A 22,741-nucleotide genomic window follows, 5' to 3' on the forward strand; every position below is an offset into this window, starting at 1 on the left:
ATCAGGCAGGTGTTCTTATGACTACCTTACCCATGGTTTTTCCGGACTGAAACAACTTCAGCGCTTCGGGAAGCTGATCGAATTCAAAAGTATGCCCCACATAGGGTGCCTCCAGTTCCATGGCATGAAGTTCAGGGATAATCTGATGCATCAGGGCTTTCTGATCATAAAGCCAGATCAGGTTGAATCCCAGAATACCCTTATTTGATTCAATCATTTTTTGCGGGTCAATTTTAGGTCTTGCCAGGTATAAACGGGCCAAACGTATCCAGTTCGGCGTATTGGATGTATCTCCGTAGCGGGCAGATCCATACACGATCATCCTGCCTTGCGGAGCCAGTGCCTCATAACCGGCCTTCAGAATATCTCCTCCTATACACTCCATGACTATATCAAGTGATCTGCCGCTTAGGGACTTCATGAGGTTTTCTCTAAAGTTTTGATCTCTGACGATCCACCCCTGATATCCTTCCTTTTTCAATAATTCGACCTTGGATGCTGAACCCACAGTGCCGATTGTATATGCCCCTGACTTCTGCGCCATTCGGTTCGCAAGTAGTCCCACACCTCCTGCGGCGCTATGAATGAGAACGGTTTTTCCGGGTTTGAGATCCCCCAGCGAGTACAGACCATAGTATGCAGTTAAGGCCTGAACCAAAAAGGCAGCACCTTCTTCATAACTCCATGAATCCGGAAGGGGAACCAGGTAATCCTGATCTATATTGATCATTGTGGCATAACCGCCGAAACGAGTAACTCCCATTACCTTATCACCGGGTTTGAACCCTGTTACACGGGCTCCTACTGTTTCAACAATTCCTGAATATTCCAGTCCAGGGATAAAGCTTTCTTTTGGGGTAGCGCTGTACAACCCAAGAATGGCAAATATATCTGCAAAGTTCAACCCGATCGATTTCACCTTTACCTGGACCTCATCAGGTTCCGGTGGGTTGATCCCTTCCTTTTTTCGAAGGAGCCTTTTCAGGTTTCCTGCTTTATCGATGCGGTAGACCTCCCGTTCGCCGGACATTACCTGGAAACCTTGAAATCGTAAATAATTTTTGAAATATCTGCCAGGGCCTCTTCTGCAGCTTCACGATCGCCATGATCACTCGAGAGTAGTATTAAAACGTATGATCCTCCATCAGGCAGAAACACAATTCCCGAATCATGCTGAACACCTGTAATGGCACCTGTCTTGTGCGCTACCTTTACATTAGCAGGAAGTTTGGCAGGAATGATATGATTGAATTGCTGGTCCATCAGAATATCAACCATCTCTGCTGATGCTCCTTCACTCACAAGGTTCCCGCGGGCAAGTTCAGAGAAGATCAGCATGAGATCATACGCGGTTGTGATATTGTTCATGCCTTCTTCGTAGGCTTTGAGATCTTCAACGCCCCGCAGCACCTGAATATCATGTGCTCCAAGTTCGCGCATCGAATTTGTTGCATTATCTGCACCCACAAGTTCGACGATCAGATTGGTTGCCAGGTTGCTGCTCTTAATTACCATATCATAGGTAAGGGATGCGATAGTTTTTTTCTTACCAACCATCTCATACAGTGATTTTTCGCTGTCGGAAGATGCAGGAAGCGTGTATTCACTGCCATCCGCCAGGCTGATAAAAGTGGTTTTGATCTCAATCGAATCTGTAAGATTAAACTTGCCTTCAGAAGCCTGCTTGTAAACCTCAATAAGCACCGGGGTTTTCATGGTACTCGCTGCATGAAATATCCTGCGTGAATTCATCAGAAGCGTGTCACCTGAATTCAAATCAAGATAGGCAACCGCAAAATTGCCAACCACTCCGTCCAGGCGCTGATCGATACTCTTTTGTAATATTTCCATTTTCGTTTCTTTCTCACACCCCGTAAGGATCGCAAATAGCGCCAACAACACGATCACATTGAATTTCATAGATTTCAAAAATAGCAATTCGTATGGTTGCATGAAATGAACGATATATTTTTATTACTTTAACCGTTGGGAATTAAAAGAAGCTATTAATGACAGCACCCGTCATCAATTGGATCGAAGAACACTGGAATATTCCAGGGAGTCTGCAGGAAAAGATTTTTTACAGCCTGTTGGCAATCTTCATACTATCTCTTTTTCGATTTCTTGCCAATAAGCTGATATACCGGACTTTCACTGATGTGAAGGTAAGGTATATGTGGAAAAGCTGGGTGAAAAATACGATCTATTTCCTCCTGCTTATCATCATTATGACGATCTGGCTGGAGGGTATTGAATCATTGGCTACATTCCTGGGTCTTGTGAGTGCCGGTCTTGCGATTGCACTCCAATCACCGATTGTAAACCTTGCCGGCTGGCTTTTCATTATCATTCGCAAACCATTTGAAGTTGGAGATCGCGTGCAGGTGGGCAATCACGCCGGAGATGTAATTGACATCCGGTTTTTTCAGTTTACAATTAATGAGATTGGTAATTGGGTTGGTGCTGATCAAAGTACCGGACGGATCATTCATATTCCCAACGGCCAGGTATTTAACATTAGCCAGGCGAATTACAACCAGGGTTTCTCACATATCTGGAATGAAATAACCGTACTGGTAACCTTTGAGAGTAATTGGAAAAAAGCCAGGAAAATACTCGAGGAGATCATTAACCGTCATGCCGACCAGCTTTCTGAAACAGCTGAACAGCGGTTACTGGAAGCTTCCAAGAAGTTCATGATCTTTTACAGCAATCTTACCCCATTCGTTTATATCAAGGCTGAGGACAGCGGAGTGCTGCTCACCATCAGGTATCTCACATTGCCCAAAACGAGACGGATCACTGAACATCGGATCTGGGAGAACATCCTGGAGGAGTTTGCCAAGGAAGAGGACATTGACTTTGCCTATCCTACACAGCGGATATACTACAACCCGAGTGAGGGCAAAGGCGGGACCATTAAAAACCCTCTGAAGCACTGATTACCTAAAAATTCTTAAAATACTTTTTGTATTGCCATACCCTTGGAAGAAAGGCGAGGTATAAAAAGGGATATGTAAGCATTGTTAACACTGTGTTACCCATGCTAAAAGTGATGCGGTCTTCTATGCGGGCTCCATCACCATCCTTGAAAACATGATGTTCGTGATGCCAATTCTTCAACCCAAGAGGAAGAATTACGCCTTCGTCAACAAAAAAGGCATGTTCATTCTCCTCGTGATCCTGTGTGATTTTGCTTTTCCATTCCATGTTCAAGGGAAACCTCAAGTGGACAATATCTCCGGATCGTGATCCGTCAAAGCGGAGAAGCTTTGCCCCTGGTGGTAACAGGAATTCAAATAATGTTCGGTCAAACGCACGAAAGACCGATTGCCAGTCTCCTTTGACATCAGAGCGCAGTATAATCTTCATAATTCAAAAACAGCCATACGTACACTTATGTTCAGCAACTAAGCGCCCCAGGGATTTTCAGGCTTTGAACGTCTTTGGGGTGGTTTGTCATACGGACAGTGACGACAACCGCTTCCACAGCAAAACCCTCGTCGGCGAAGATATTCTTCTGTGAATACCAGGTTGCCGTTTTCGATGTAATAATCCCGACCTTTGGCAGGTTTACTTTCCATTAGCTTAAAATAAAATAAACCTGCCCCTTTTTACAGAGGCAGGTTACCCACTAACCACATCGAGACGAAATGGTTCTCTTTAGTATCTATTTACTTTCTTTCGAACGTCAGAAAATCAGTTCCTCCATTGCCGCCACTCACATCGATCAGCTCAATTTTTGAAGAGGTCCGTGATTTGATATCCCAGTCATCGCTTAACTCGGCGAATTTTTCCGGCGAAATGAAATTAATATTGAAATCAATATCTCCTTCATCCGGGTTGTCATCATTGCTGTCGTCGTCACGTGTTACCGACCATGTTCCGGATACTTCTGTTGATCCATTCTTTGCAATAATCGAACCATTTTCGTTGAAAGTAAACGTATAGCCGGCATAGTCAGCCGTTTCATCCTTATCATCGAAATAGTAGGTAATGATCCAGTCGCCCGACTTAGCCAATGACTGGACATCTTCAATCTGAGATTGTATATCAGGTGTAACTTCGTTGTCGTCGCAGGCGGCTAATATCATTATCATTCCCACCAGCAGGTAATTCAGAGATTTCATCAATTTAGTTTCTTTAAGGTTAAAAATGCGGTGTCTTCATCCGTCTGTTCTTCCAGGTCGTCGGTTGATTTTATTTCTGTTTCGTCGTAAGAAATGATTTCCCAACTATTCTTTAGTGCCTTTATGGCATCATCCAGATCTACACCATTGTCTTCTATGGATATTTCAAGTTCAATATTTCCGGAGTTTCCATCAGACTCCCATGTACCCACGATTTCGCGGTCATTATTTTTCAGATGCAGAATCCCATCAGGCCTGAATTCAAGGATATACGACTGAAGATCTGAGGTATAATCGATCTCATCATTCAAAAGCGAGACCATCCAGCGACCATCGGTGATTACAGATACAAATTCACTATCATCGACATCATCATCGTCGAAATCGTTATCATCATCTTCATCACAGTCGTCGGCCACATCTTCAATAAGATCTTCCAGACTGTCATTGTCCCTTACTACTATCTCCTGTCCGTCCCAAAGCACAATAGTTATTGGGAAGTTGAAGCTTATAAAGTCGTCATCATCGAGGTTATCAATCAATTCATAGAGTTCCTTATCGTTGTTGATTGTAATTACATCAGCCAGTTGATTTGAAGCATCGTAAACCGATATCGTAAAAGGATATTCGAAGTCAAGACATTCGATGTCATCATCGGCTCCACCTTCGGTACAATCTTCAGTAAGTGCCTCCAGTTGATCTTCATTGTTTACCAGAATCTCTGAATAGTCTGAAGTGACAACCGTAATTGGATATTTAATATCAAAGGAATCGTCATCATCACTCTCCTCAATGAGTTTTTCCAGGTCATCCAGGTCATCGGAAGAACTTACCAGGTATTCAATATCATTCAGATATACGCTGTATGGGAAGGCGAGATATATGCAACTCGAGCCATCAACAATATTGTCGAATGAACCATCATTGGTAGCAGTACGCTGTATAAGGATCGCTGTCTGGGAATTGGCCGTAACCACATTTTGTGGTGATGGATCGGTGATTTCAACAACTTCCTCCTGGCATCCTGATAGTGCTGCAACGAGCAAGGCGAAAATGAGTGTAAAGTTTATTTTCATGTTAAAAATTTTGTGCTTTCACATACTAAACCGGTTGAGTAACCAGATTCCTACCCTTGGATAAAAAAAACTTTTAAATTGGTAGCAAAATTATCCTGATGGCAGAAGAATCCGGTGTTTGTAAGGAAGAGCTTTTTAATGGTATTTTTCGGAAATACTCGAAAGATCTGTATCAGTTCCTTTATTATAAGTTCGGTGCAGACCGGAATCCCGAAGATCTTGTACAGGAAGCTTTCCTGAAATTATGGAATAATTGTGCAAAGGTACCTCCTTCAAAGGCCCGGTCTTTTCTTTTTACAGTGGCGAATAACCAAATGCTTAATGACCTGGACCGCGCTAAAACAGCTCTCAAATACAGGAATGAGGCAGATTTAAGGCATATCGACAAGGAATCACCTGACTATAAAATGGAAGAAAGTGAATACAGTGACCGGCTCAAAGCTGCGATAGATTCGCTGAGTGAAGAACAGCGGGTTGCGTTTTTACTGAACAGAATTGAGGATAAATCGCATAAGGAAATCGCAGAAATGCTGAATATATCCAGAAAGGCAGTTGAGAAGAGAATCTACGGCGCCCTGAAAAAAATCAGAAAATTTCTCGAAAAAAGTGATGATGAGGGTAGGAATCCCGAACCTCCGCCGGTTATATAACCAGAATACCATGAAAAACGAGGAAATTATACAGAAATGGCTGCGGAATGAGCTGACCGATGCGGACAAGCAAATTCTTATTGATTCAGGCGACTGGGAAGAACTTCAGCGCATGATGAAGGCACTTTCAAATTTTCGTGCCCCTGAATTTAATGTGGAGGAACAACTTTCAGTATTACAATCGAAACAGCACCGCAAAGCTTCAAAACAACGCTGGCTGTTGCCTGTATTCCGCGTGGCAGCGGCTGTTTTGCTGCTGATCAGCGCATATGCTGTCTTTTTCAATAACCCGCTCACAGAATATCAGACGCGTGCCGGAGAGGCGTTGTCGTTTTATCTTCCAGATTCAACGCAGGTAGATATGAATGCTGAATCATCTGTTAGCTATAGTAAAAACGAATGGCAGGCGCAACGGACTGTGAACCTGCAGGGAGAAGCATATTTTGATGTAATTCCGGGATCAGTCTTTGACGTGAACACATCCAACGGGATCATCAGGGTCGTCGGAACTGAGTTCAACATTCGTTCACGCGATAATTATTTCGAAGTGACATGCTATGAAGGAAAGGTATCCGTTATAAGAGGAAAGACAGCTGAGCTGCTTACACCCGGGGAAAGAGTTCGTGTTTTTAATGGCCAACTGACACTTGATAAGATTGAACTGGAACCGGCTCGAAATGGCATACAACGTTATGAGGAAAGCCACTTCAAGAGTGTTCCGTTATTTGCTGTTGTTGATGAGCTGTCCAGACAATTTGATATTGAAATTGAGTTGAATAACCAGAAACGCGATATCGTATTTACGGGTGCCTTTACGCATGAAAACCTTGAATTGGCACTACGGGCTGTTTGTATCCCGCTGGATTTGAATTTTGAAATATCAGAGAATCGTGTGATTATAAAATAACTTGACTGCTCTAAAGTATTACCCACTGGTACTTGCAGGCTTTCTTCTTTGTTTCCAGGCATTTGGCCAGGATCCGAATAATCCGGAAAGCCGTCCCCTCCGACTGATTCTCCAGGAAACAGAACAGAAATTTGACGTTTCGTTTTCGTATGCCGATTCCATACTTGTGAATCTTTCCTGTAAGACACCCGACTATTCACAATCATTAGATGCAGTCCTTCAATATATTTCTTCGGAAACAAAGCTGGTCTTTGAAAAGATTGATGACAGGTTTATTGCGATAAAAAGAGCTCCTGACAAAAAACCTGAACTAGTACGCATCTGCGGCAAACTCATGGATCGCATTTCAGGTGAACCGATACCTTTTGCTTCCATTGTTGCAGGCGATAAATTCACCACGAGCGATAGCAATGGAAATTTTCAAATGGAAGTTCAGGCGGATGCGATCATACAGATCCGATCATTGGGATACATTGCATTTGAAGGAAGTGCAGATAGTTTGACTTCCTGTAACCCTGTTCAGCTGACTCCTTCGGTGACTACCCTGGATGAAATTGTTATTCGTGAGTATCTTACAGCAGGAATCGACCTTACCGCAGGAGGAATTTACAAGGTGTCCGGTCAGCGCCTGGGTATGCTGCCGGGGCTCATAGATCCGGATGTATTGCAGTCGATTCAGACCCTTCCCGGGATTCAAAGTGTTCAGGAGTTGGTAAGTGACATCAATATCCGGGGAGGCACACATGATCAGAACCTTATTTTGTGGGATCACATTCGCATGTATCAGACCGGCCATTTTTTTGGCCTGATCACATCTTTCAACCCGTACCTCACTAACGAGGTAAGCCTCATTCAGAACGGAACCCCCTCCTGGTATAGCGATGGTGTTTCAGGTACATTAGATATACGAACGGAAAATACCATCGCCGATGAATTTAGCGGTGGTGCAGGAATAAATATGATCAGCGGAGATGTATTTGCACATGTTCCGATCATTCCGAATAAACTGTCAGTACTCCTTTCTGCCAGAAGATCGATTGCCGACCTTGTAAGATCCCCCACCTACAGGTCATACTATGAAAGGGCATTTCAAAATTCGGATATTACCGGCGGTAGTGACACGAGTTTGGTATCAAAACAGGAAGACTTCGTGTTTAATGACATCTCTGTAAAAATCCTGGCTAATCCCGATAAAAAGACGCCAATCAGAATTAACTTCATGCGTGCAGCCAATGAGATCTCCTATGAAGAGAGTGCGCTGGTAGGTAACGAGCAAGAAACCCGAATCAGCGGCCTGAACCAGCAGAGCACTGCTCTTGGACTGGATGTTTCAAGGAATATCACGGGCGATTTGACTTTAAGGGGACGAATGTATTATTCGTCTTATTCACTGGGCGCCACAAATAATGACATATTCAATAATCAGCGCCTTATCCAGGAAAACGACGTACTTGATACAGGTCTGAAATTTGATCTGCGTTATGCACTGAATCCCAATCTCCTTCTGGAGGCCGGATATCATTTTACCGAAGTTGGGGTAAGTAACCTGGAAGACCTTAACAATCCGGAATTCAGGCGATATGTAAAACGTGTATTGCGCACACATGCCGGATATGCCGACATTACCTATCAGTCATCCAGTAAAAATACCTGGCTGCGCGCAGGCGGGCGGGTGAATTATCTGGACAAGTTTAACCGGTGGATCCCCGAGCCACGCTTTTCATTTAGACAGAAAATCTACGGACAGCTCTTTCTTGAAATTGCGGGAGAACGTAAGTCGCAAACGCTGGCCCAGGTAATTGATTACCAGACAGATTTTTTGGGCGTGGAAAAAAGAAGGTGGATTCTGGCCAATGACGGAGACATTCCGGTAATTATTGGCAGCCAGGCATCAGCTGGTGTTCAATTTAAAACAGATAATTTCATTGTGCGCACCTCTGCCTACTACAAATATGTGGAAGGTGTAACCACCGCTAGTCAGGGCTTCCAGAATGAATATCAGTTTGACCGCATTTCAGGAGAATATGAGGTACGTGGCGTGGATGTTTTATTGAATTATCGTCGTGAGAACTGGAATTCATGGATCACCTATACCCTTGGTGAAAACACTTTTTCTTCAGACTCTCTATCTCCTTCCTCCTTCCCTAACACATTGGATATCCGGCATACGGTTTCATCCGGACTGTCATTTGAAACAACCAGCATCAAAATTGCAGCTGGGATTAACTGGCACAGCGGGAAGCCTTACTCGAGACCCGTTGAGATCGGGCCTGCAAGACAAATTACCTTTGAATCGGTCAATAATTCAAGGCTCGACTATTATCTTCGGCTGGATGCTTCTGCGGCTTATAAATTCAGTCTCGGCGGAAAAGTGCGTGCGGAGACTGGCATTTCTGTGTGGAATATTCTGGACAGAACCAATACCGCCAATATATTTTACAGGGTCGATGATAACGACCAAATTGAAGAGATCAGGCAGAATGCACTTGGATTTACGCCAAACGTGATGTTCAGGATCTATTTCTAATAATTTGAATTGGCAACTGCCTCTGCTGCAATTCGCCCACTGGTCATGGCGGCATTCAGCGATGGATTCAGAAGGTGATCTCCTGCAAGAAAAATATGCTCCTGTATCTTAGCTTCCGTTGGCTGTATGAAACATTGCATATCGTCAATAACGGGAAGAGCCTGAGCAATCGTAAATACCCCGACCTCCTTTAAACGACGGCCGGTAACATCTTCCATCTCCTTACGTACCCTTTCAGAAAACGAAGATGTGTCTGCGACCGGCCCAATGACCGTAGCCGATAGAAGCGAACTTCCAGCGGGTGCATATCCCGGATAAATATCCGTCATAAAACAAAAATTATTGACCAGTCGGTCCTCGCCCGGCAAAAGTCCGATTAACGGCTTTCCAATTGACGAGGATTCGGCGCTAAAATAGAAATTGGTCACCTCATGAAATTCAGCTCTTTCATGCCCCAGGCCGTTCAGGATTTTTGCCGGATGTGTAGCAATAATCAGATCGTCATATTCAAATGTCTGATCCCCGGCACTCACAATCCCGGGTTCGACCTGATCGACCTTCACATTGAATTTAATCTCGGTTCTCTTTAGTTTATCTGATAACTGCCCGGGGATGGCCTGAATCCCTTCAGCAGGAATGGCAGCTTTTCCTTCTGCGAACATTTTGAAAACAAATTGAAACATGCGGCTGGAGGTTTCCAGCTCATTTTCCAAAAATATCCCGGCAAAAAATGGTTTAAAAAACTGGCTGATAATGCGCTCTGAGAAACCATAGGATCTAAGAAAATCGATTGTGGCAACAGAAGGCTGTTCAAATATTTCGGAGATAGAAAGGGATGTCACCCGTGACGCAAGTTTTATCACTTTCAATTTATCTGAAAGTGTTCCGATCCCGGAAAAAAGCATTGGAATGGCCGCCGCCCAGTTCCTTCGCGGGTCAAGCAATGTGGTTGTTTTATTTTCTCCGAATATCATAGCGCCAGGCTCAAAATACTGGAGGTCCAGCGCATCAAAGTCAAGATATTCCCGTGCCTCCGGATAATTGGTAAGTAACACCTGAAATCCATGGTCCATGTAAAAACCGTCACGCACAGTGGTCTGCACCCTGCCACCGACCTTGCTATCCGCTTCAAGGATCAATGGCGAATATCCTCTTTTTTCCAGTTCGATGGCGGCCACCAGCCCGGAAATACCAGCACCGATAATTATTACTTTTTTATCCATGTCCAAGAAACAACCGGTTTAGTAAAGTGTTTGAAAGACTTATTTCCAGCGATCATCCCAATCATTCTCCAGTGCGGCTCTTCGGATTCGTTCGCGGAATTCCGGTGTGTGGATGTAACCGGTCTCCCGGCTACTGGATGTAAGGTGGTAGAATCCGCAAATTTCACAAAGATAGATCCCATTCGGACTACCCGCTCGTTCCCCGTACTTCGCCAGTACACGCACCAATTCTTCCTCGGCTATTGTACGGTTATCATGACAGACTTTTCCTGAAGAGCAATTTCTCATGTCCTTACCTTGTTAACGATGTGATCAAATGCTCGTGTTGCGGAAATTCCGCTATTAACTCCTCACGTATTGCAAGATGAAAATCATGAAAATCAAATCCGGGTGCCACCGTACATCCTACCAGGCTGAAAGCGGTATGGTCATTTACCCTTGATGCGAACCAGTGATTGGCCGGAACAACTGCCTGCAAACATTCACCACTGGAAAGATCCCTTCCAAGCACTATTTCAGTTTGTTTACCCCTTGGATCAATCACATACACCGTCATGCTTCCGCCTTCATAGAAATGCCACATCTCATCCGACTTGATTCGGTGAAAAGCACTGAAATTACCCGAAGTAAGCAGGAAATAAATCCCGGTTGAAACATTCCTTTGGTCTGATGTCCAGGTCGGAGTCATCAGATCCTGTGACCTGTAAGTTTCCCTGTAGTAACCCCCTTCCGGATGAGGCATGAGTTCCAGCATTCGGATGAGCTCTTCGATCCGGTCTGACTTCAAATCCACTCCTGGTTATTTATGGTTCTTTCCGATTCAATTGCTCCCGAATGCAATGTGGATGCCGGTTCAAAGAGCAAAACCCAAACTTCCTCGTCATTTTTTGTATAGGGATAATGTTCAACACCTTTAGGTACCACAATCAATTCCCCCTCACGGACTACTTCTTCAGAATCACGGTACTTCATATACAGTACACCCTTAATTACCATAAAGAGTTCATCTTCATTTTCATGACTGTGCCACATAAAACTGCCGGACAGCCGGGCAAGTTTTACCTGCTGGCCGTTCAACTCGGCAATAATATGCGGGTGCCACTGATGGGTGAATTTTCCGAATTTTTCTAAGATATTAATGGTTTTCATTTTTTCACGTAGGGTACTGCGTCCAGAATGTAACGGATTGCCTCCATTCGCGCTCTTGGCTTTTTGTTTGCCTTTATGATGATCCAGGGGTTTTCTTCTGTATTTGTTTCAGCAAACATCTTTTCCTTGTATTCCGTATAAACAGGCCAGAGTTCCTGGGCCTTTTCATCTACAGGAGACAGCTTCCACCTTTTCAGCGGATCTTTACGGATATCTTCGAAACGCAGTGCCTGTTCTTCCTTTGTGATCGAAAAATAAAATTTAATCAGGTGAATTCCGTCGCTGGTAATCATCTTTTCAAAGGCGTTCACCTCATTCATGAAGCGCTGGTATTCTTCGGGTGTACAAAAACCGTTAACCGGTTCGACCACAGCACGATTATACCAGCTCCGATCGAAGAAAACTATTTCACCCGGATTCGGCAGCCGCTGGATATAACGCTGAAAATACCACTGCCCCTTCTCAATTTCAGTGGGCTGAGGTAAGGCCACTACCCTGTAGTGCCGTGGATTCAAATGATGTGTAATCCTGCGGATCGCACCGCCTTTCCCGGCTGCATCCCTTCCCTCGAAAAGAATACAAAGTCTTTTCCTGTGATTAATAATCCAGTTCTGCAAGGCAATAAGCCGCACTTGTAGTTTTTCAAGTTCCTTTTCGTAAAGCACAAACCTGAGTGCCTTTTCGGGGGATACATTCCCGGACTGTTGCAGCATGTGCATTAAGGCTGAATTTGAATTCAGGCTTTTTATTTCAAGCGGCTTTAATCGGTTCTTTTCCATAACTATTAACTGTCAAAGGATGTAACAGAGCGATGATACCGGTTCACAAGATTCGGATCCGGCAATATGAGTGCATTCGTATCAGACTTTCCATCGTATTCGAACTGAGAAAGGACGTAACGAATGCTTTCAAGCCGCGCTATTTTTTTCTTGTTAGTCTTTACGATAATCCACGGACTGAACGAAGTATGCGTCATGCTGAACATCTGATCTTTGTAGTAGGTATACTTATCCCATAATTCCTGGCCTTTCTGATCTACCGGGCTCAGTTTCCACTGCTTCAGCGGATTCTTACCCCTTGCCTGAAATCTTTTAGCCTGCTCTTCCTTGGTGATCGAAAACCAGAATTTAATTACAATGACCCCATCTTCAAAAAGCATATGTTCAAACTCCGGGACCTGCCGCATAAACTGACGATACTGGTCTTCATTACAAAATCCCATTACCGGTTCCACCACAGCCCTGTTATACCAGCTGCGATCGAAAAATACGATCTCACCTGCATTGGGCATTACTCCTATATACCGGCGAAAATACCATTGCTTGCGCTCCAGATCGGTAGGTTTTGAAAGCGCCACAACCCGCATAGCACGCGGATTCAGATGTTCTGCAAACCGCTTGATGGCACCCCCTTTTCCCGCGGCATCTCTTCCTTCAAATATGATTGCCACCCTTAAATTGTTGGCGATCACATGAGCCTGTAATTTCACCAGCTCTATCTGAAGATCCCTCAACTGCTCCTCATAGTGAATATTGAATTCTATTTTGCTTATGTCGCGTTTGCGATCCCTAAGCTTCTTCCTGAGGGTATCTTTATCTTTTAGTTGTTTGAAATCTTCTGCCGTAAGCAACTGAGAAGGATCAAGCTTATTTTGCAGCGCCTTATCAGTTAATATAAATTGACTCATTGATTATTCGTTAGATAGCAACCTAATTTACAAGAATTGTGAAAAGAATGATATTAATCCGTTTTAAATTGAACGCTGAATTTCACTTTTAAGAACGGATGCAACCATTGCATCAATGCTGATTTCATTGGTTTCATGGGGAATAGAGTTTGTCGTAACCACTCGAAGAATGGCATCATCATGTAAAATCCGCTCTGCATCCCCGGCAAATATTGCATGGATACCAATGCAGATGACCTTCCGGCCCGTCTGATTATATATTGTTGAAGCTGCCTGCTTCATTGTCCTTCCTGTTGAAAGAATATCGTCCACAAGAATCGGTTGTCTTGTCCCGGCCAATTCCAATCCACGCGGATCAATAGAAACCGAAAAATCTCCCTGCCGCATTTTCGCAAGCACTACATAGGGACAGCCCAGTTTATCAGCCATCGCAGAAACCCAGGGCTTGCTTTCACTGTCAGGTCCGATCAGAACCGGGTCAGGAACATTCCGTTTAATCCAGTCTGTAACAATGCCGGTTGCTCTCAGTACACGTGCCTTCCCCTTGTATAGATCATTCAGGTCTGTTATCCGATGCAAATGCGGCTCAATGCAAATAAGCTCATCTATCCTTCGGGAAATAAACTGCTGCATTATTGAAGCTGTGATCACCTCTCCCGACTGAAATCGAATATCCTGCCGCATATAGGGCAGATAAGGTGTGATAATACTGATCGTTTCGGCACCCATTTCTCTCGCTGTTTTACAAATGAGCATGAGCTCAATGATCCTGTCATTAGCGGGAAATAACGAGCCATAGATCCAGAGGTACCTGCCATTAAGGTCTGTCGGAAAGCGTATGTAACTTTCCCCATCAGGAAAATGACGGATTTCAAGCTGTATTAGCTGAATGCCCAGCATAGCTGAAATTTCCCGGGCAGAATGCTCATAGCCCGGGAAACTGGCAAGAATGTGTTTCTCAGGCAATTGTGATAACATGATCTTCTGTCTTTAAGAAATTGAGTGCATAATCCAGCTCACCGGTAGATTGGGAGTGGATCACAAAAAGCAGGTCACCCTTATGCACTTTTCGCCCTAGTGGTGCATCAAACCAAACACCAGCTTCCGGGTCTGAAGGAGCGCCAGCCAGCTTGGCTATCCTGGCCAGTTTACGATTGTCTATTTCAGTTATCGTTCCCGACTTTTCCGCGTAAATGTTCCTGGTATATTTGGCAATTCCAGGTTCAGTAAATCCCCCCTGAGCCATGCAAATTGCCATAAACTTGTCTAGTGCCTCGCCTGATTCCAAAATTCGCCGGGCAGCATCTGTGCCTTTTCCTTTCAGCTCCTGATCTACCAGCTCAAGAAGTTCACCTGCGAGCTGAATAGACTTTTCCTTTAATGCCCCGGGAGCCTGGGGATCATTCCGCAGTACCGCTAAGACGTCATGCGCTTCAAGTGCGGGCCCGATACCGCGACCAATGGGCTGACTGCCATCAGTGATCAGAACCTTGAGAACAAACCCAAGTTCCTTCCCTACAACTTTAAAATAATACTTTAGACGTTCAGCATCTGATTCACTCCGAACCTTAGCCGTTGATCCAACAGGAATGTCAATAATAAGGTGTGTGCTGCCTGCAGCGGTTTTCTTTGAGAGAACAGAGGCGATCATCTGACCTTCACTGTCGATATCCAGCGATCTTTCGACGCGTATCAGTGTATCATCTGCCGGACTCAGGTGATTTTCACCGGAAACAATGCAGCCATTATGCAAATAGACTATCCGCTGAATCTCTTCCAGGTCCAGTCCGACCTGCGTCATCACACGCATTGTATCTGCCGTACCCGCAGGTGACGTGATTGCCCGTGAAGATGTTTTTGGTATAGTGATTCCGGCAGCTGCGACGATGGCAACCACAATGGGAGTCGTACGATTTCCCGGCAAACCACCAACGCAGTGCTTGTCGGCAATTACCGACTTTTTCCATTTCAACCGGTCTCCTGCATCCACCATAGCACGTGTAAGTGCGATTATTTCATCGGTCGACAGTGAATCCCCTGCACATGCGGTGATGAATGCCGACAGATGAACTGCCGCATACCGCCCTTTCACAATGTCCTGAATTATCTCCGTCATCGCCCCGAAGTCCAGTGTTTTCCCATAAATTTTTGAGCGCACATGGCGTAAGGACTTGATATCACTTAAATGACTGATTTCTAATAAGTCACCTTCCTTTACCTTGAGCATTTGTGCAGCACCATTCGATAAACCTGCTTCGCCAATTTTCAGCAATGATTCTGACGTCACCATCTGTATACTGGCAACCAGCGATCCTTTATCACTCTTCACACGAACACGTGTGAGGGCTTCAAAGCCTTCAGAAACACAAACCTCACTGTCCTTGCGAATGAAGATCATATGCTCCTGGAGGGTCTCTATGCCAAGCTCCTTGTAAAGAGGTCTTCGGTCTGTTTTATTGATTATTTCTGACATAATACTTCGGCTTCTTCTATGATTCGGTCTTTCCTCTGTTTACTTCTTACCACACGGTCGAGCACATTGGGTTGGGCTATAAGTTCTGAACACAGCAATATTCCCAGGTCGATCAGTGCACGTTTTTCGGCCCTGGCAATGGTTGTAAGGCAGGTTACCGGATGCAATCCGCTGGACTCAATCAGATCTTTCAAAGAATATTTTTTAGGGTGTCCCCAGGAAACAAGCCTGAGGTCCGAGCACCGGCCATATTTCTCTGCATCTTCTGAAAAACGGGTATTGGTCACGAGCCAGCCCTCTTTTTTCCTGTTTTCGTCCGATAGTCCGCCGGCAATATCGATGAAACGGGAATTGAAATAAAGCGAGGTTTTAACATCTGATTTCCTTCCCTGATCGGTGTGATATTTACACTCCATGAATATGACCTTTTCCGTATTTTGCGCAAAAACATCGACCTCGTGCGTAACGCATTTGCCCTTTTGAATAAGATTGGTCTGTACTTCATAACCGTTATTTTCCAGTATTTTAGCCATGAATCCCTCAAAGGGATATCCTGCAGGTCCTAACTCCAGTATGGCGGACTTCAGTGAATACCTTGCTGCGGTACTGTTCTGCTGTTTTTTCAAATACCGAAAAGCCTGCTTATAGATTTCCTTCGTCGTAATAAGATCATGCATACCTTTCATTACGTATTCTACAACCTCATCTGCCAGTAGTACATCAGCCCCTGCTCGCTTTAATGAATTTCTTAGTTTATTGGCATCAAACTTTACTTTATCGCCGGAAGCTTTAATGACAGTATAGTCCTGATCATTCATGATTTCGTTATTTTCTTTATTATCCGGATGATAAACAATGGAGCAGCACTTGCCAACAAAATAATCAGCCAGGACCTGGGCTGAGGCATTGCCAGGCTGAGGATTTCGTTTAGGAAGGGTACCAAGAGTGCTATTGCCAGAAGAATCAAACAAAGCACAATGGCGATCCAGAGAAAGCGGTTCCTGAAAATTGGATTCCGGAAGAAGGAATCGCCTGAGCTGGTAAGATTAAACGGGTGGATCAACTGAGCCAGGGCCAGTGAGAAGAATGCGATCGTATTGGCTTCAGCGTAACTATCTGAGAGAAAATGTACACTGTAGTAATAACCCGCCAGGATAGTCAGGGTCATAACTGCCGAATACATGAATATTGATATCCAGCTTGAGCGATCCAGGATGGGGTCATTGGGATCCCGGCTATGATGTTCCATCACCCTTTCATTTCCTTTACCCATTCCCAGTGCAAGCGCTGGAAACACGTCGGTAACAAGATTCAGGAAAAGAATTTGAAGGGCAAGCAACGGTAACGAAGTGGAAAGAAAGGCCGCAATGGACACAACCATAATTTCTGTGAGGTTACACGAGAGAAGGTAAATTATAAAGTCCCTGATATTCCCAAAAATGATCCTCCCCTGTCGGATGGCTTTCACAATTGATGTAAATGCATCATCCTGAATGATCATGTCTGCCGCTTCTTCTGCCACCTGCGTACCCCGTTTGCCCATAGCGATTCCTATATCAGATTTCTTTAGTGCCGGGGCATCATTCACGCCATCTCCGGTCATTCCCACAATATGGCCATTATCCTGATAGTAGGTCACCAGCTGCAGTTTCTGATAGGGAGTAACGCGCGAGAATATGTGGGCACCTTCAACCATCGATTCCCATTGAGCCCCCTCAGTTTTATCCAGATCTGAACCGTGTATGATTTTTAATTCTCCGGAACCAAGTCCAATCTGCCGGGCGATCGCCTCTGCAGTGGCAGGATGATCCCCTGTGGCCATTATAATTGTTATACCGGCTTTATGGCATTCCATAACAGAATTTTCCACATCACTTCTGGCAGGATCGAGAAAACCAATCAGACCCAGAAAGTGAAGATCCGCATCAATGCCGGATGGCTCCTTTGTATGTCGATGTGCTGCGAATGCCAGCACTTTCAGACCCTCTCTTGCCAATTGTTCTGTGTGCTGATTCCATTCATCCAGAAATTCGTCGGTAATGGGGATGTGGTCCCCGGCAGACACACATTTATCGAGCAATTCTGCCGGACTTCCCTTTGCGACCGAAAGAAACTGTTCCCCGTGCTTGTAAAGGTTAGCCATATACCGAATATCACTATCAAAGGGTAATTCATCCACCTCTTTCCATTCATCCCTGATTTTTTCAAAATCCGCAGGATTTTCCTTTCTGAAGTAATCCCATAGGGCTGTCTCTACCGGGTCTCCCTGAAGGTCTCCATCCTGAGAAATGGATGAATTATTGCATAAAACAGCAGACATCATCAGCAGTTGCAAAACTTCCCCATCATCGGCCACAGGGACGACGGTATGTACCACCAGCTGATTTTCCGTAAGTGTTCCGGTTTTATCGGTTATGATAACGTCTGTTTCACCAAGTGTTTCAACCGCAGCCAATTTTTTAATGATCACATTCTCGCGTGAAAGCAGCATCATACCGCGGGCAAGTGAAATGGTTGCCACAATGGGCAGGCCTTCCGGAATGGCTGCCACAGCAAGTGCTATAGCTGTCTCCAGGATCAGGTAAAATTCATTTCCGCGAATCCAGCCGGTAGCTATAAAAATGAGGATCAGCCCCAGTGTTAGCCAGATCAGTTTTTTTCCAAACTGATTCAGCTTTTCATTCAACGGTATTTCGTCTTTATCTGCCGATTCAACCATTTGAGAAATTTTGCCTATCTCGGTATCAATTCCGGAATGAACAATCACGGCAACCGCATTACCTTTTGTAATAGAGGTGCCCTTATAGAGCATATTCACCCTGTCTCCCAATGATGTACCCTCTTCCAGTACAATTTTAGATTGTTTCACTACAGGAACTGATTCACCTGTAAGGCTGGCTTCATTTACTTCAAGTCGCTGATCTTCCATGAGGCGGGAATCAGCCGGAATCATGTCTCCGGCCTGCAACTGAATTATATCACCCGGAACTAGCAAACGTGACTCTATGGTTATTAACTCGCCGTTCCTTCTCACCTGGCAAAATGTCTTATCTAGCTTACGCAGGGCCTGCATTGAATGGATGGCCTGTGATTCCAGGGTATAACCGATACCGCTGTTCAGCAGGATCACACAGGCAATGGCAATGGACTCTGCAATATCTCCAAAGAAGTATGAAATGACGGCTGCAATTAAAAGCAGGTAAACGATCGGACTTTTGAACTGTCGAAGTAATATCTGCCACCTGGGAGTTTCGAAGGAACCTGGCAATTCATTATATCCATATTGTTCCAGTCTGTTTTCGTTTTCAGCGTCTGTAAGACCTTCCGATGTAACAGCTAAAGCCTTCAGTGTATCCTCAATGGATAGTGCGAAGGGATTCTCTATGGTTTTATTCTTATTCATTTGCCTATGATTCCCATGTTAGCGAATTCTCGTGCCAATTCGTTTGGCATAATGAAATGATTTAGCGCCAGAATGAGGGATCTGTGCGTAGAATACATTTCCCGGTTTACTGTGAGGGCGGTAGAAATATCGAGCGGTGGAACCTCTTTTTGAAATTTCTTTTCAGAAATGAGCAATGGTATGTCGTCGTAGTTCTTCTGAATTTCAGCACTTAGTTTAATCAGCATTTCCATGTCATGCGCTGTGGCAGAAAAAAAGATAACGGCATGTTCAATAAATTGGCCTGAGTTTGACTTGAACGCCTGGTAGAGATTCATCAACGAGTCGATGCCGGCATTTTCGAAATCCCGTAGATTCGGCTCTATATCCTTCAGGCTCTTGGCGGAATGAAGCGCATAGCGAACCACAAGCATTATCTGATTGAGTCGCACAGATTCTTCCGGTTGGAGCTTTTCCTGCTGTAGACTGTTGTAAAAGGCAAAAATTTCGGACTCCAGCTGTTTGACTTGAAGGTACTGCTTGCTAAATGCATCCCTGCCCTGCCAGAAGCTCGAATGAACCTGTTTGAATGCCAGCCTATTCAATTGTATTACATCTTCAAGAAGTCCGCCCGTTTCGTTCTTTAGTGCCTGAATGGCTTCTTCGGATAATTCAAATGAGCTGATTTGGTGAATGAATCTGCCCATGAATGGTGTTGACTTTTTAAAACGGTTTTCAAGGAACCGGGCGAAATATGAAAGTGTTGGTGCAAAAATCAGTATCCCAATCAGGTTAAACGAGCTATGAAACGCCACAACTGCCATCAGTGGATCGGCGATCCCTAGTACTTTCGTGATAAAATTGGTGATGGGTACCATAAAGATGAAGGCTATTATATCCGTCACAAGGTTGAAGAGAAAGTGCCCGAGGGCTACCCTTTTCTTAATAGGGATACCGGGCATACCTCCTATCAGAGCAGTAATAGTGGTACCCAGATCAGCGCCAATCACCATGGCTGTAGCAGCAGGGAATGTAATGATGCCACTGTTCAGCGCACTTAAGGTAATTACCATCGTGGCAGAACTGGATTGAATTATCGCGGTGAATATGAATCCTACCAACAGAAAAACTACCGGGCCATAATTGGCATAGGGCGACAGATCAAAGGTTTGGGCCAGAAAATCAATGCTGGTCTTCATAAAATCAAGTCCGAGAAACATGAATCCAAACCCGATGAGGAGGCGACCGATATTCGAGGGCTTTTCATACTTGCCAAGAAGCAGATAAGTGATGCCACCAATGGCAAGCATGGGCAGGGAAAAACTTTCAATGCTGAATTTAAATCCAAAGATTGCTACAATCCAGCCTTTCAGTGTTGTGCCCAGGTTCGATCCAATGATGATACCCAGCGCGCTCGTCATGGTCATTATTCCTGCACCTACCATGGCCAGGGTCATCAATGATACCACCGAGCTGCTTTGAAGAAGTGCAGTGATGACAATTCCGGCAAGGATCGCCTTGATACGGGTATTGGTATTATTGCGAAGAAATACACGAAAAGACCTGCCTGCAAGCGTGCGCAGCGCTACCTCGATCTGCGACATTCCAAATAGAAAAATGCCCAGACCTGCAAGAAATTTCCAATAGTCAAATTGGTCCCACATCGTTATGGAAGGTACCGAAATAACTGTTGCATAGGTTATGACCTTACTCAAGTTCGGCTTTGATTGTAATCACTTATTGCTATCGGGCTCAACAAATGATTCAGACTGATTAACATCATTTGTCAGGTTGAATCAAGTCATGGTTAATACCATCTAAAAAATGCTATTTTCTTCCGAACGATCTTGAACCTCCGGAAGAAATAGTTCCGGATAAAATAATGTTGTTATGGATGCCCAGAGAATTCTCGTACCTGTTGATTTTTCGCGTTGTTCAATGAATGCCTTGAATAGTGCAGTTCACATTTCAAAACACTTAAAAAGTGAACTCATTCTATTTTATGTAAAACAGGAAATGATTCTTCAGGATAATGAGCATTCACATTTTGAAGACGACTTGCTGGATCCTGATCTGGAAAAGAAATTCAAACGGCTTCAAAAGGAAATATCTGATCTCAGGAATATACCACACAGGCATATCACTCGTCTTGGTGAAGTTGACAAGGAGATCGCACGCCTGGCAGCAGAGGAAGAAGCAGACCTCATCATCATGGGCACCAAGGGTACAAGTGGAATATACGAGGTGCTCATGGGAAGTAATGCGTACTCCGTAGTTCGTACAAGTAAAATTCCCGTCCTTGTAATTCCACAAGGCTCCCAGATTGATGAAATACATCATGTTGCACTGGCCGGGGATTATAAACCGATTATGGCAGAAATGCTGGAGCCGGTGAAACTGCTTGCCGGCATTGATGGTGCCGACATTCATATTGTTCATGTTGGAGAGTCTGCCAATCTTAATGAAAAGGAAAAAACAGAAGCGATGAAGTACGACAGGTATCTTAAGAATTACCGTCATCATTATCATCTTATCGTCGGAACAGATGTTGAAGAATCTCTGAACGACTACTGTTCAAAAAAGAATATCGACATTCTCGCCATGATCCCACGGAAGCATAAATTGTTTGACCGTGTTTTTGACGGAGGCGAAACCAAGAATATGGTGTTTCATACCGACATTCCTTTATTAGCAATCCCGGAATAAACCTAAAAGACCATGAAAATCCTTGTACCAGTAGACTTCTCTCCCTCTTCAAAACGGGCCGTTACATTAGCAGAACAGCTGGCCGATGCATTGGATGGTAAGGTTATGCTCATGCATATTCTGGAACCTGTCGGTGGCGATGTTGCTTTTGTGGCTGATTATGATCAGATGATCACAGATGCTCAAAAAAGTCTTGACGGAATCCGGTCTTCCATCAGGGAGAAACGCATGGGTTCCGTTGAAACGGTTGTTGAGGTAGGATTTCCTACTGAGCGAATTCTGCACAGAATAGAAAAGGACGGCATTTCCCTGGTGGTTATGGGAATGGAAAATGATATGTCCTGGCTTGATCGTGATGTGTTCGGCAGCAATGCCTATGACATTATCAAAAAGGGAAAATGTGCAGTTCTGACCGTTCCCGTAGATTGCAAAGTCAGCAGCCTGAATAAAATCATGCTGGCTGTTGAATTACGGGAAAAAGAAAATATCTATCTGCTATCCTTCCTCAAGAGAATAGTCAGGGAATTCAATTCCGAATTGTACATAGTTCATGTTTCTTCTTCAGAACATGTGGATCTTACATTTGCCACATCTGATTCCATATTATGGCTGAAAGGTCAGCTTGAAGATGTGCCACATCACTTCATTAACCTCAAAGCGGAAAATGTACCTGATGCTCTGAACCTTTATGCCGAAGATCATGACATGGGACTGATGGTCCTTAGTCCGGAAAAACATTCATTCATTCAACGTTTGTTTGAAGGAAGCACAACAAGAAAGACGGTGCTCCACGCAAGGGTACCGATTCTAACATTTCCAATAGACTATTAA

General features: G+C 44.4%; 23 protein-coding genes. 6 read left to right on the plus strand and 17 right to left on the minus strand.

From position 1 onward, the window contains the following. Position 1: 1 nt before the first annotated feature. Both LDX50_RS12515 and LDX50_RS12520 read right to left on the minus strand, forming a co-directional pair. Positions 2-1,030: a synaptic vesicle VAT-1 family membrane protein gene (locus LDX50_RS12515; RefSeq protein ID WP_225697632.1), complete on the minus strand. Its 1,029-nt coding sequence runs from the start codon at positions 1,028-1,030 to the stop codon at positions 2-4. Beyond that, positions 1,030-1,920 (minus strand): serine hydrolase, encoded by an 891-nt coding sequence (locus LDX50_RS12520; protein WP_225697633.1) that lies wholly within the window; start codon positions 1,918-1,920, stop codon positions 1,030-1,032. Before LDX50_RS12520 ends, LDX50_RS12515 begins: the two co-directional genes overlap by 1 nt. A gap of 89 nt (positions 1,921-2,009) precedes the next feature. On the opposite strand from LDX50_RS12520, the gene LDX50_RS12525 reads away from it, so the two are divergent. Then, complete coding sequence (locus tag LDX50_RS12525) at positions 2,010-2,942, plus strand: mechanosensitive ion channel family protein (protein WP_225697634.1); 933 nt, start codon at positions 2,010-2,012, stop codon at positions 2,940-2,942. A gap of 4 nt (positions 2,943-2,946) precedes the next feature. On the opposite strand, the gene LDX50_RS12530 is transcribed toward LDX50_RS12525, so the two are convergent. From LDX50_RS12530 to LDX50_RS12545, 4 genes are all read right to left on the minus strand, one after another. Then, complete coding sequence (locus tag LDX50_RS12530) at positions 2,947-3,372, minus strand: SRPBCC family protein (protein WP_225697635.1); 426 nt, start codon at positions 3,370-3,372, stop codon at positions 2,947-2,949. A 38-nt stretch (positions 3,373-3,410) separates the two neighbouring features. Beyond that, positions 3,411-3,584 carry a C1orf53 family protein gene (locus tag LDX50_RS12535; RefSeq protein ID WP_225697636.1) on the minus strand — a complete coding sequence of 58 codons (174 nt, stop codon included), beginning with the start codon at positions 3,582-3,584 and terminating at the stop codon, positions 3,411-3,413. 90 nt (positions 3,585-3,674) lie between these two features. After that, complete coding sequence (locus LDX50_RS12540) at positions 3,675-4,130, minus strand: hypothetical protein (RefSeq protein WP_225697637.1); 456 nt, start codon at positions 4,128-4,130, stop codon at positions 3,675-3,677. Continuing rightward, positions 4,130-5,206 (minus strand): hypothetical protein, encoded by a 1,077-nt coding sequence (locus LDX50_RS12545; protein ID WP_225697638.1) that lies wholly within the window; start codon positions 5,204-5,206, stop codon positions 4,130-4,132. Before LDX50_RS12545 ends, LDX50_RS12540 begins: the two co-directional genes overlap by 1 nt. A gap of 98 nt (positions 5,207-5,304) precedes the next feature. Between LDX50_RS12545 and LDX50_RS12550 the strand changes: the two genes are divergently transcribed. Genes LDX50_RS12550 through LDX50_RS12560 form a run of 3 tightly spaced genes read left to right on the plus strand, consistent with a single transcriptional unit; the run spans position 5,305 to position 9,290 of the window. After that, a complete protein-coding gene (locus LDX50_RS12550) occupies positions 5,305-5,856 on the plus strand; it encodes an RNA polymerase sigma factor (RefSeq protein ID WP_225697639.1) in 552 nt (183 codons plus the stop codon). Between the two features lie 10 nt (positions 5,857-5,866). Further along, positions 5,867-6,763 (plus strand): FecR family protein, encoded by an 897-nt coding sequence (locus tag LDX50_RS12555; protein ID WP_225697640.1) that lies wholly within the window; start codon positions 5,867-5,869, stop codon positions 6,761-6,763. A gap of 1 nt (position 6,764) precedes the next feature. Then, positions 6,765-9,290 (plus strand): TonB-dependent receptor, encoded by a 2,526-nt coding sequence (locus tag LDX50_RS12560; RefSeq protein ID WP_225697641.1) that lies wholly within the window; start codon positions 6,765-6,767, stop codon positions 9,288-9,290. Here the strand turns inward: LDX50_RS12560 and LDX50_RS12565 are convergent. The 11 genes from LDX50_RS12565 to LDX50_RS12615 all read right to left on the minus strand — a co-directional run bounded on the left by LDX50_RS12565 (position 9,287) and on the right by LDX50_RS12615 (position 20,919). Further along, positions 9,287-10,513, minus strand: a complete 1,227-nt coding sequence (locus tag LDX50_RS12565) for a protoporphyrinogen/coproporphyrinogen oxidase (protein WP_225697642.1) — start codon at positions 10,511-10,513, stop codon at positions 9,287-9,289. The genes LDX50_RS12560 and LDX50_RS12565 overlap by 4 nt on opposite strands. A gap of 39 nt (positions 10,514-10,552) precedes the next feature. Further along, positions 10,553-10,801 (minus strand): hypothetical protein, encoded by a 249-nt coding sequence (locus tag LDX50_RS12570; protein WP_225697643.1) that lies wholly within the window; start codon positions 10,799-10,801, stop codon positions 10,553-10,555. A 4-nt stretch (positions 10,802-10,805) separates the two neighbouring features. After that, a complete protein-coding gene (locus tag LDX50_RS12575; protein WP_225697644.1) occupies positions 10,806-11,306 on the minus strand; it encodes a cupin domain-containing protein in 501 nt (166 codons plus the stop codon). Then, positions 11,297-11,662 carry a cupin domain-containing protein gene (locus LDX50_RS12580; protein ID WP_225697645.1) on the minus strand — a complete coding sequence of 122 codons (366 nt, stop codon included), beginning with the start codon at positions 11,660-11,662 and terminating at the stop codon, positions 11,297-11,299. Before LDX50_RS12580 ends, LDX50_RS12575 begins: the two co-directional genes overlap by 10 nt. Further along, positions 11,659-12,441: a polyphosphate kinase 2 gene (gene ppk2, locus LDX50_RS12585; RefSeq protein WP_225697646.1), complete on the minus strand. Its 783-nt coding sequence runs from the start codon at positions 12,439-12,441 to the stop codon at positions 11,659-11,661. Before ppk2 (LDX50_RS12585) ends, LDX50_RS12580 begins: the two co-directional genes overlap by 4 nt. Before the next feature lie 5 nt (positions 12,442-12,446). Then, on the minus strand, positions 12,447-13,349 hold the full coding sequence (gene ppk2, locus LDX50_RS12590) for a polyphosphate kinase 2 (RefSeq protein WP_225697647.1): 903 nt from the start codon (positions 13,347-13,349) through the stop codon (positions 12,447-12,449). Between the two features lie 63 nt (positions 13,350-13,412). Beyond that, complete coding sequence (locus LDX50_RS12595) at positions 13,413-14,327, minus strand: ribose-phosphate diphosphokinase (protein WP_225697648.1); 915 nt, start codon at positions 14,325-14,327, stop codon at positions 13,413-13,415. Then, on the minus strand, positions 14,308-15,822 hold the full coding sequence (locus LDX50_RS12600) for a thymidine phosphorylase family protein (protein WP_225697649.1): 1,515 nt from the start codon (positions 15,820-15,822) through the stop codon (positions 14,308-14,310). Before LDX50_RS12600 ends, LDX50_RS12595 begins: the two co-directional genes overlap by 20 nt. Beyond that, on the minus strand, positions 15,810-16,640 hold the full coding sequence (locus LDX50_RS12605; RefSeq protein WP_225697650.1) for an ATP cone domain-containing protein: 831 nt from the start codon (positions 16,638-16,640) through the stop codon (positions 15,810-15,812). Before LDX50_RS12605 ends, LDX50_RS12600 begins: the two co-directional genes overlap by 13 nt. Next, a complete protein-coding gene (locus LDX50_RS12610; RefSeq protein WP_225697651.1) occupies positions 16,637-19,225 on the minus strand; it encodes a cation-translocating P-type ATPase in 2,589 nt (862 codons plus the stop codon). The genes LDX50_RS12605 and LDX50_RS12610 overlap by 4 nt, the downstream gene beginning before the upstream one ends. After that, a complete protein-coding gene (locus LDX50_RS12615) occupies positions 19,222-20,919 on the minus strand; it encodes a Na/Pi cotransporter family protein (protein WP_225697652.1) in 1,698 nt (565 codons plus the stop codon). The genes LDX50_RS12610 and LDX50_RS12615 overlap by 4 nt, the downstream gene beginning before the upstream one ends. Positions 20,920-21,094: 175 nt before the next feature. Here LDX50_RS12615 and LDX50_RS12620 point away from each other — a divergent pair, with 175 nt between their 5' ends. Together LDX50_RS12620 and LDX50_RS12625 are read left to right on the plus strand one after the other, a co-directional pair. After that, the gene (locus LDX50_RS12620; RefSeq protein ID WP_225697653.1) at positions 21,095-21,910 is read left to right on the plus strand and encodes a universal stress protein; all 816 of its coding nucleotides are present in this window, start codon (positions 21,095-21,097) and stop codon (positions 21,908-21,910) included. Between the two features lie 12 nt (positions 21,911-21,922). After that, positions 21,923-22,741, plus strand: a complete 819-nt coding sequence (locus tag LDX50_RS12625; RefSeq protein ID WP_225697654.1) for a universal stress protein — start codon at positions 21,923-21,925, stop codon at positions 22,739-22,741.

This window comes from Fulvivirga sedimenti (assembly GCF_020328055.1).

Coding starts and splice junctions, on each gene's coding strand:
- LDX50_RS12515 (WP_225697632.1), bottom strand. CDS start 1,030: ATGTCCGGCGAACGGGAGGTCTACCGCATCGATAAAGCAGGAAACCTG.
- LDX50_RS12520 (WP_225697633.1), bottom strand. CDS start 1,920: ATGAAATTCAATGTGATCGTGTTGTTGGCGCTATTTGCGATCCTTACG.
- LDX50_RS12525 (WP_225697634.1), top strand. CDS start 2,010: ATGACAGCACCCGTCATCAATTGGATCGAAGAACACTGGAATATTCCA.
- LDX50_RS12530 (WP_225697635.1), bottom strand. CDS start 3,372: ATGAAGATTATACTGCGCTCTGATGTCAAAGGAGACTGGCAATCGGTC.
- LDX50_RS12535 (WP_225697636.1), bottom strand. CDS start 3,584: ATGGAAAGTAAACCTGCCAAAGGTCGGGATTATTACATCGAAAACGGC.
- LDX50_RS12540 (WP_225697637.1), bottom strand. CDS start 4,130: ATGAAATCTCTGAATTACCTGCTGGTGGGAATGATAATGATATTAGCC.
- LDX50_RS12545 (WP_225697638.1), bottom strand. CDS start 5,206: ATGAAAATAAACTTTACACTCATTTTCGCCTTGCTCGTTGCAGCACTA.
- LDX50_RS12550 (WP_225697639.1), top strand. CDS start 5,305: ATGGCAGAAGAATCCGGTGTTTGTAAGGAAGAGCTTTTTAATGGTATT.
- LDX50_RS12555 (WP_225697640.1), top strand. CDS start 5,867: ATGAAAAACGAGGAAATTATACAGAAATGGCTGCGGAATGAGCTGACC.
- LDX50_RS12565 (WP_225697642.1), bottom strand. CDS start 10,513: ATGGATAAAAAAGTAATAATTATCGGTGCTGGTATTTCCGGGCTGGTG.
- LDX50_RS12570 (WP_225697643.1), bottom strand. CDS start 10,801: ATGAGAAATTGCTCTTCAGGAAAAGTCTGTCATGATAACCGTACAATA.
- LDX50_RS12580 (WP_225697645.1), bottom strand. CDS start 11,662: ATGAAAACCATTAATATCTTAGAAAAATTCGGAAAATTCACCCATCAG.
- ppk2 (WP_225697646.1), bottom strand. CDS start 12,441: ATGGAAAAGAACCGATTAAAGCCGCTTGAAATAAAAAGCCTGAATTCA.
- ppk2 (WP_225697647.1), bottom strand. CDS start 13,349: ATGAGTCAATTTATATTAACTGATAAGGCGCTGCAAAATAAGCTTGAT.
- LDX50_RS12595 (WP_225697648.1), bottom strand. CDS start 14,327: ATGTTATCACAATTGCCTGAGAAACACATTCTTGCCAGTTTCCCGGGC.
- LDX50_RS12600 (WP_225697649.1), bottom strand. CDS start 15,822: ATGTCAGAAATAATCAATAAAACAGACCGAAGACCTCTTTACAAGGAG.
- LDX50_RS12605 (WP_225697650.1), bottom strand. CDS start 16,640: ATGAATGATCAGGACTATACTGTCATTAAAGCTTCCGGCGATAAAGTA.
- LDX50_RS12610 (WP_225697651.1), bottom strand. CDS start 19,225: ATGAATAAGAATAAAACCATAGAGAATCCCTTCGCACTATCCATTGAG.
- LDX50_RS12620 (WP_225697653.1), top strand. CDS start 21,095: ATGGATGCCCAGAGAATTCTCGTACCTGTTGATTTTTCGCGTTGTTCA.
- LDX50_RS12625 (WP_225697654.1), top strand. CDS start 21,923: ATGAAAATCCTTGTACCAGTAGACTTCTCTCCCTCTTCAAAACGGGCC.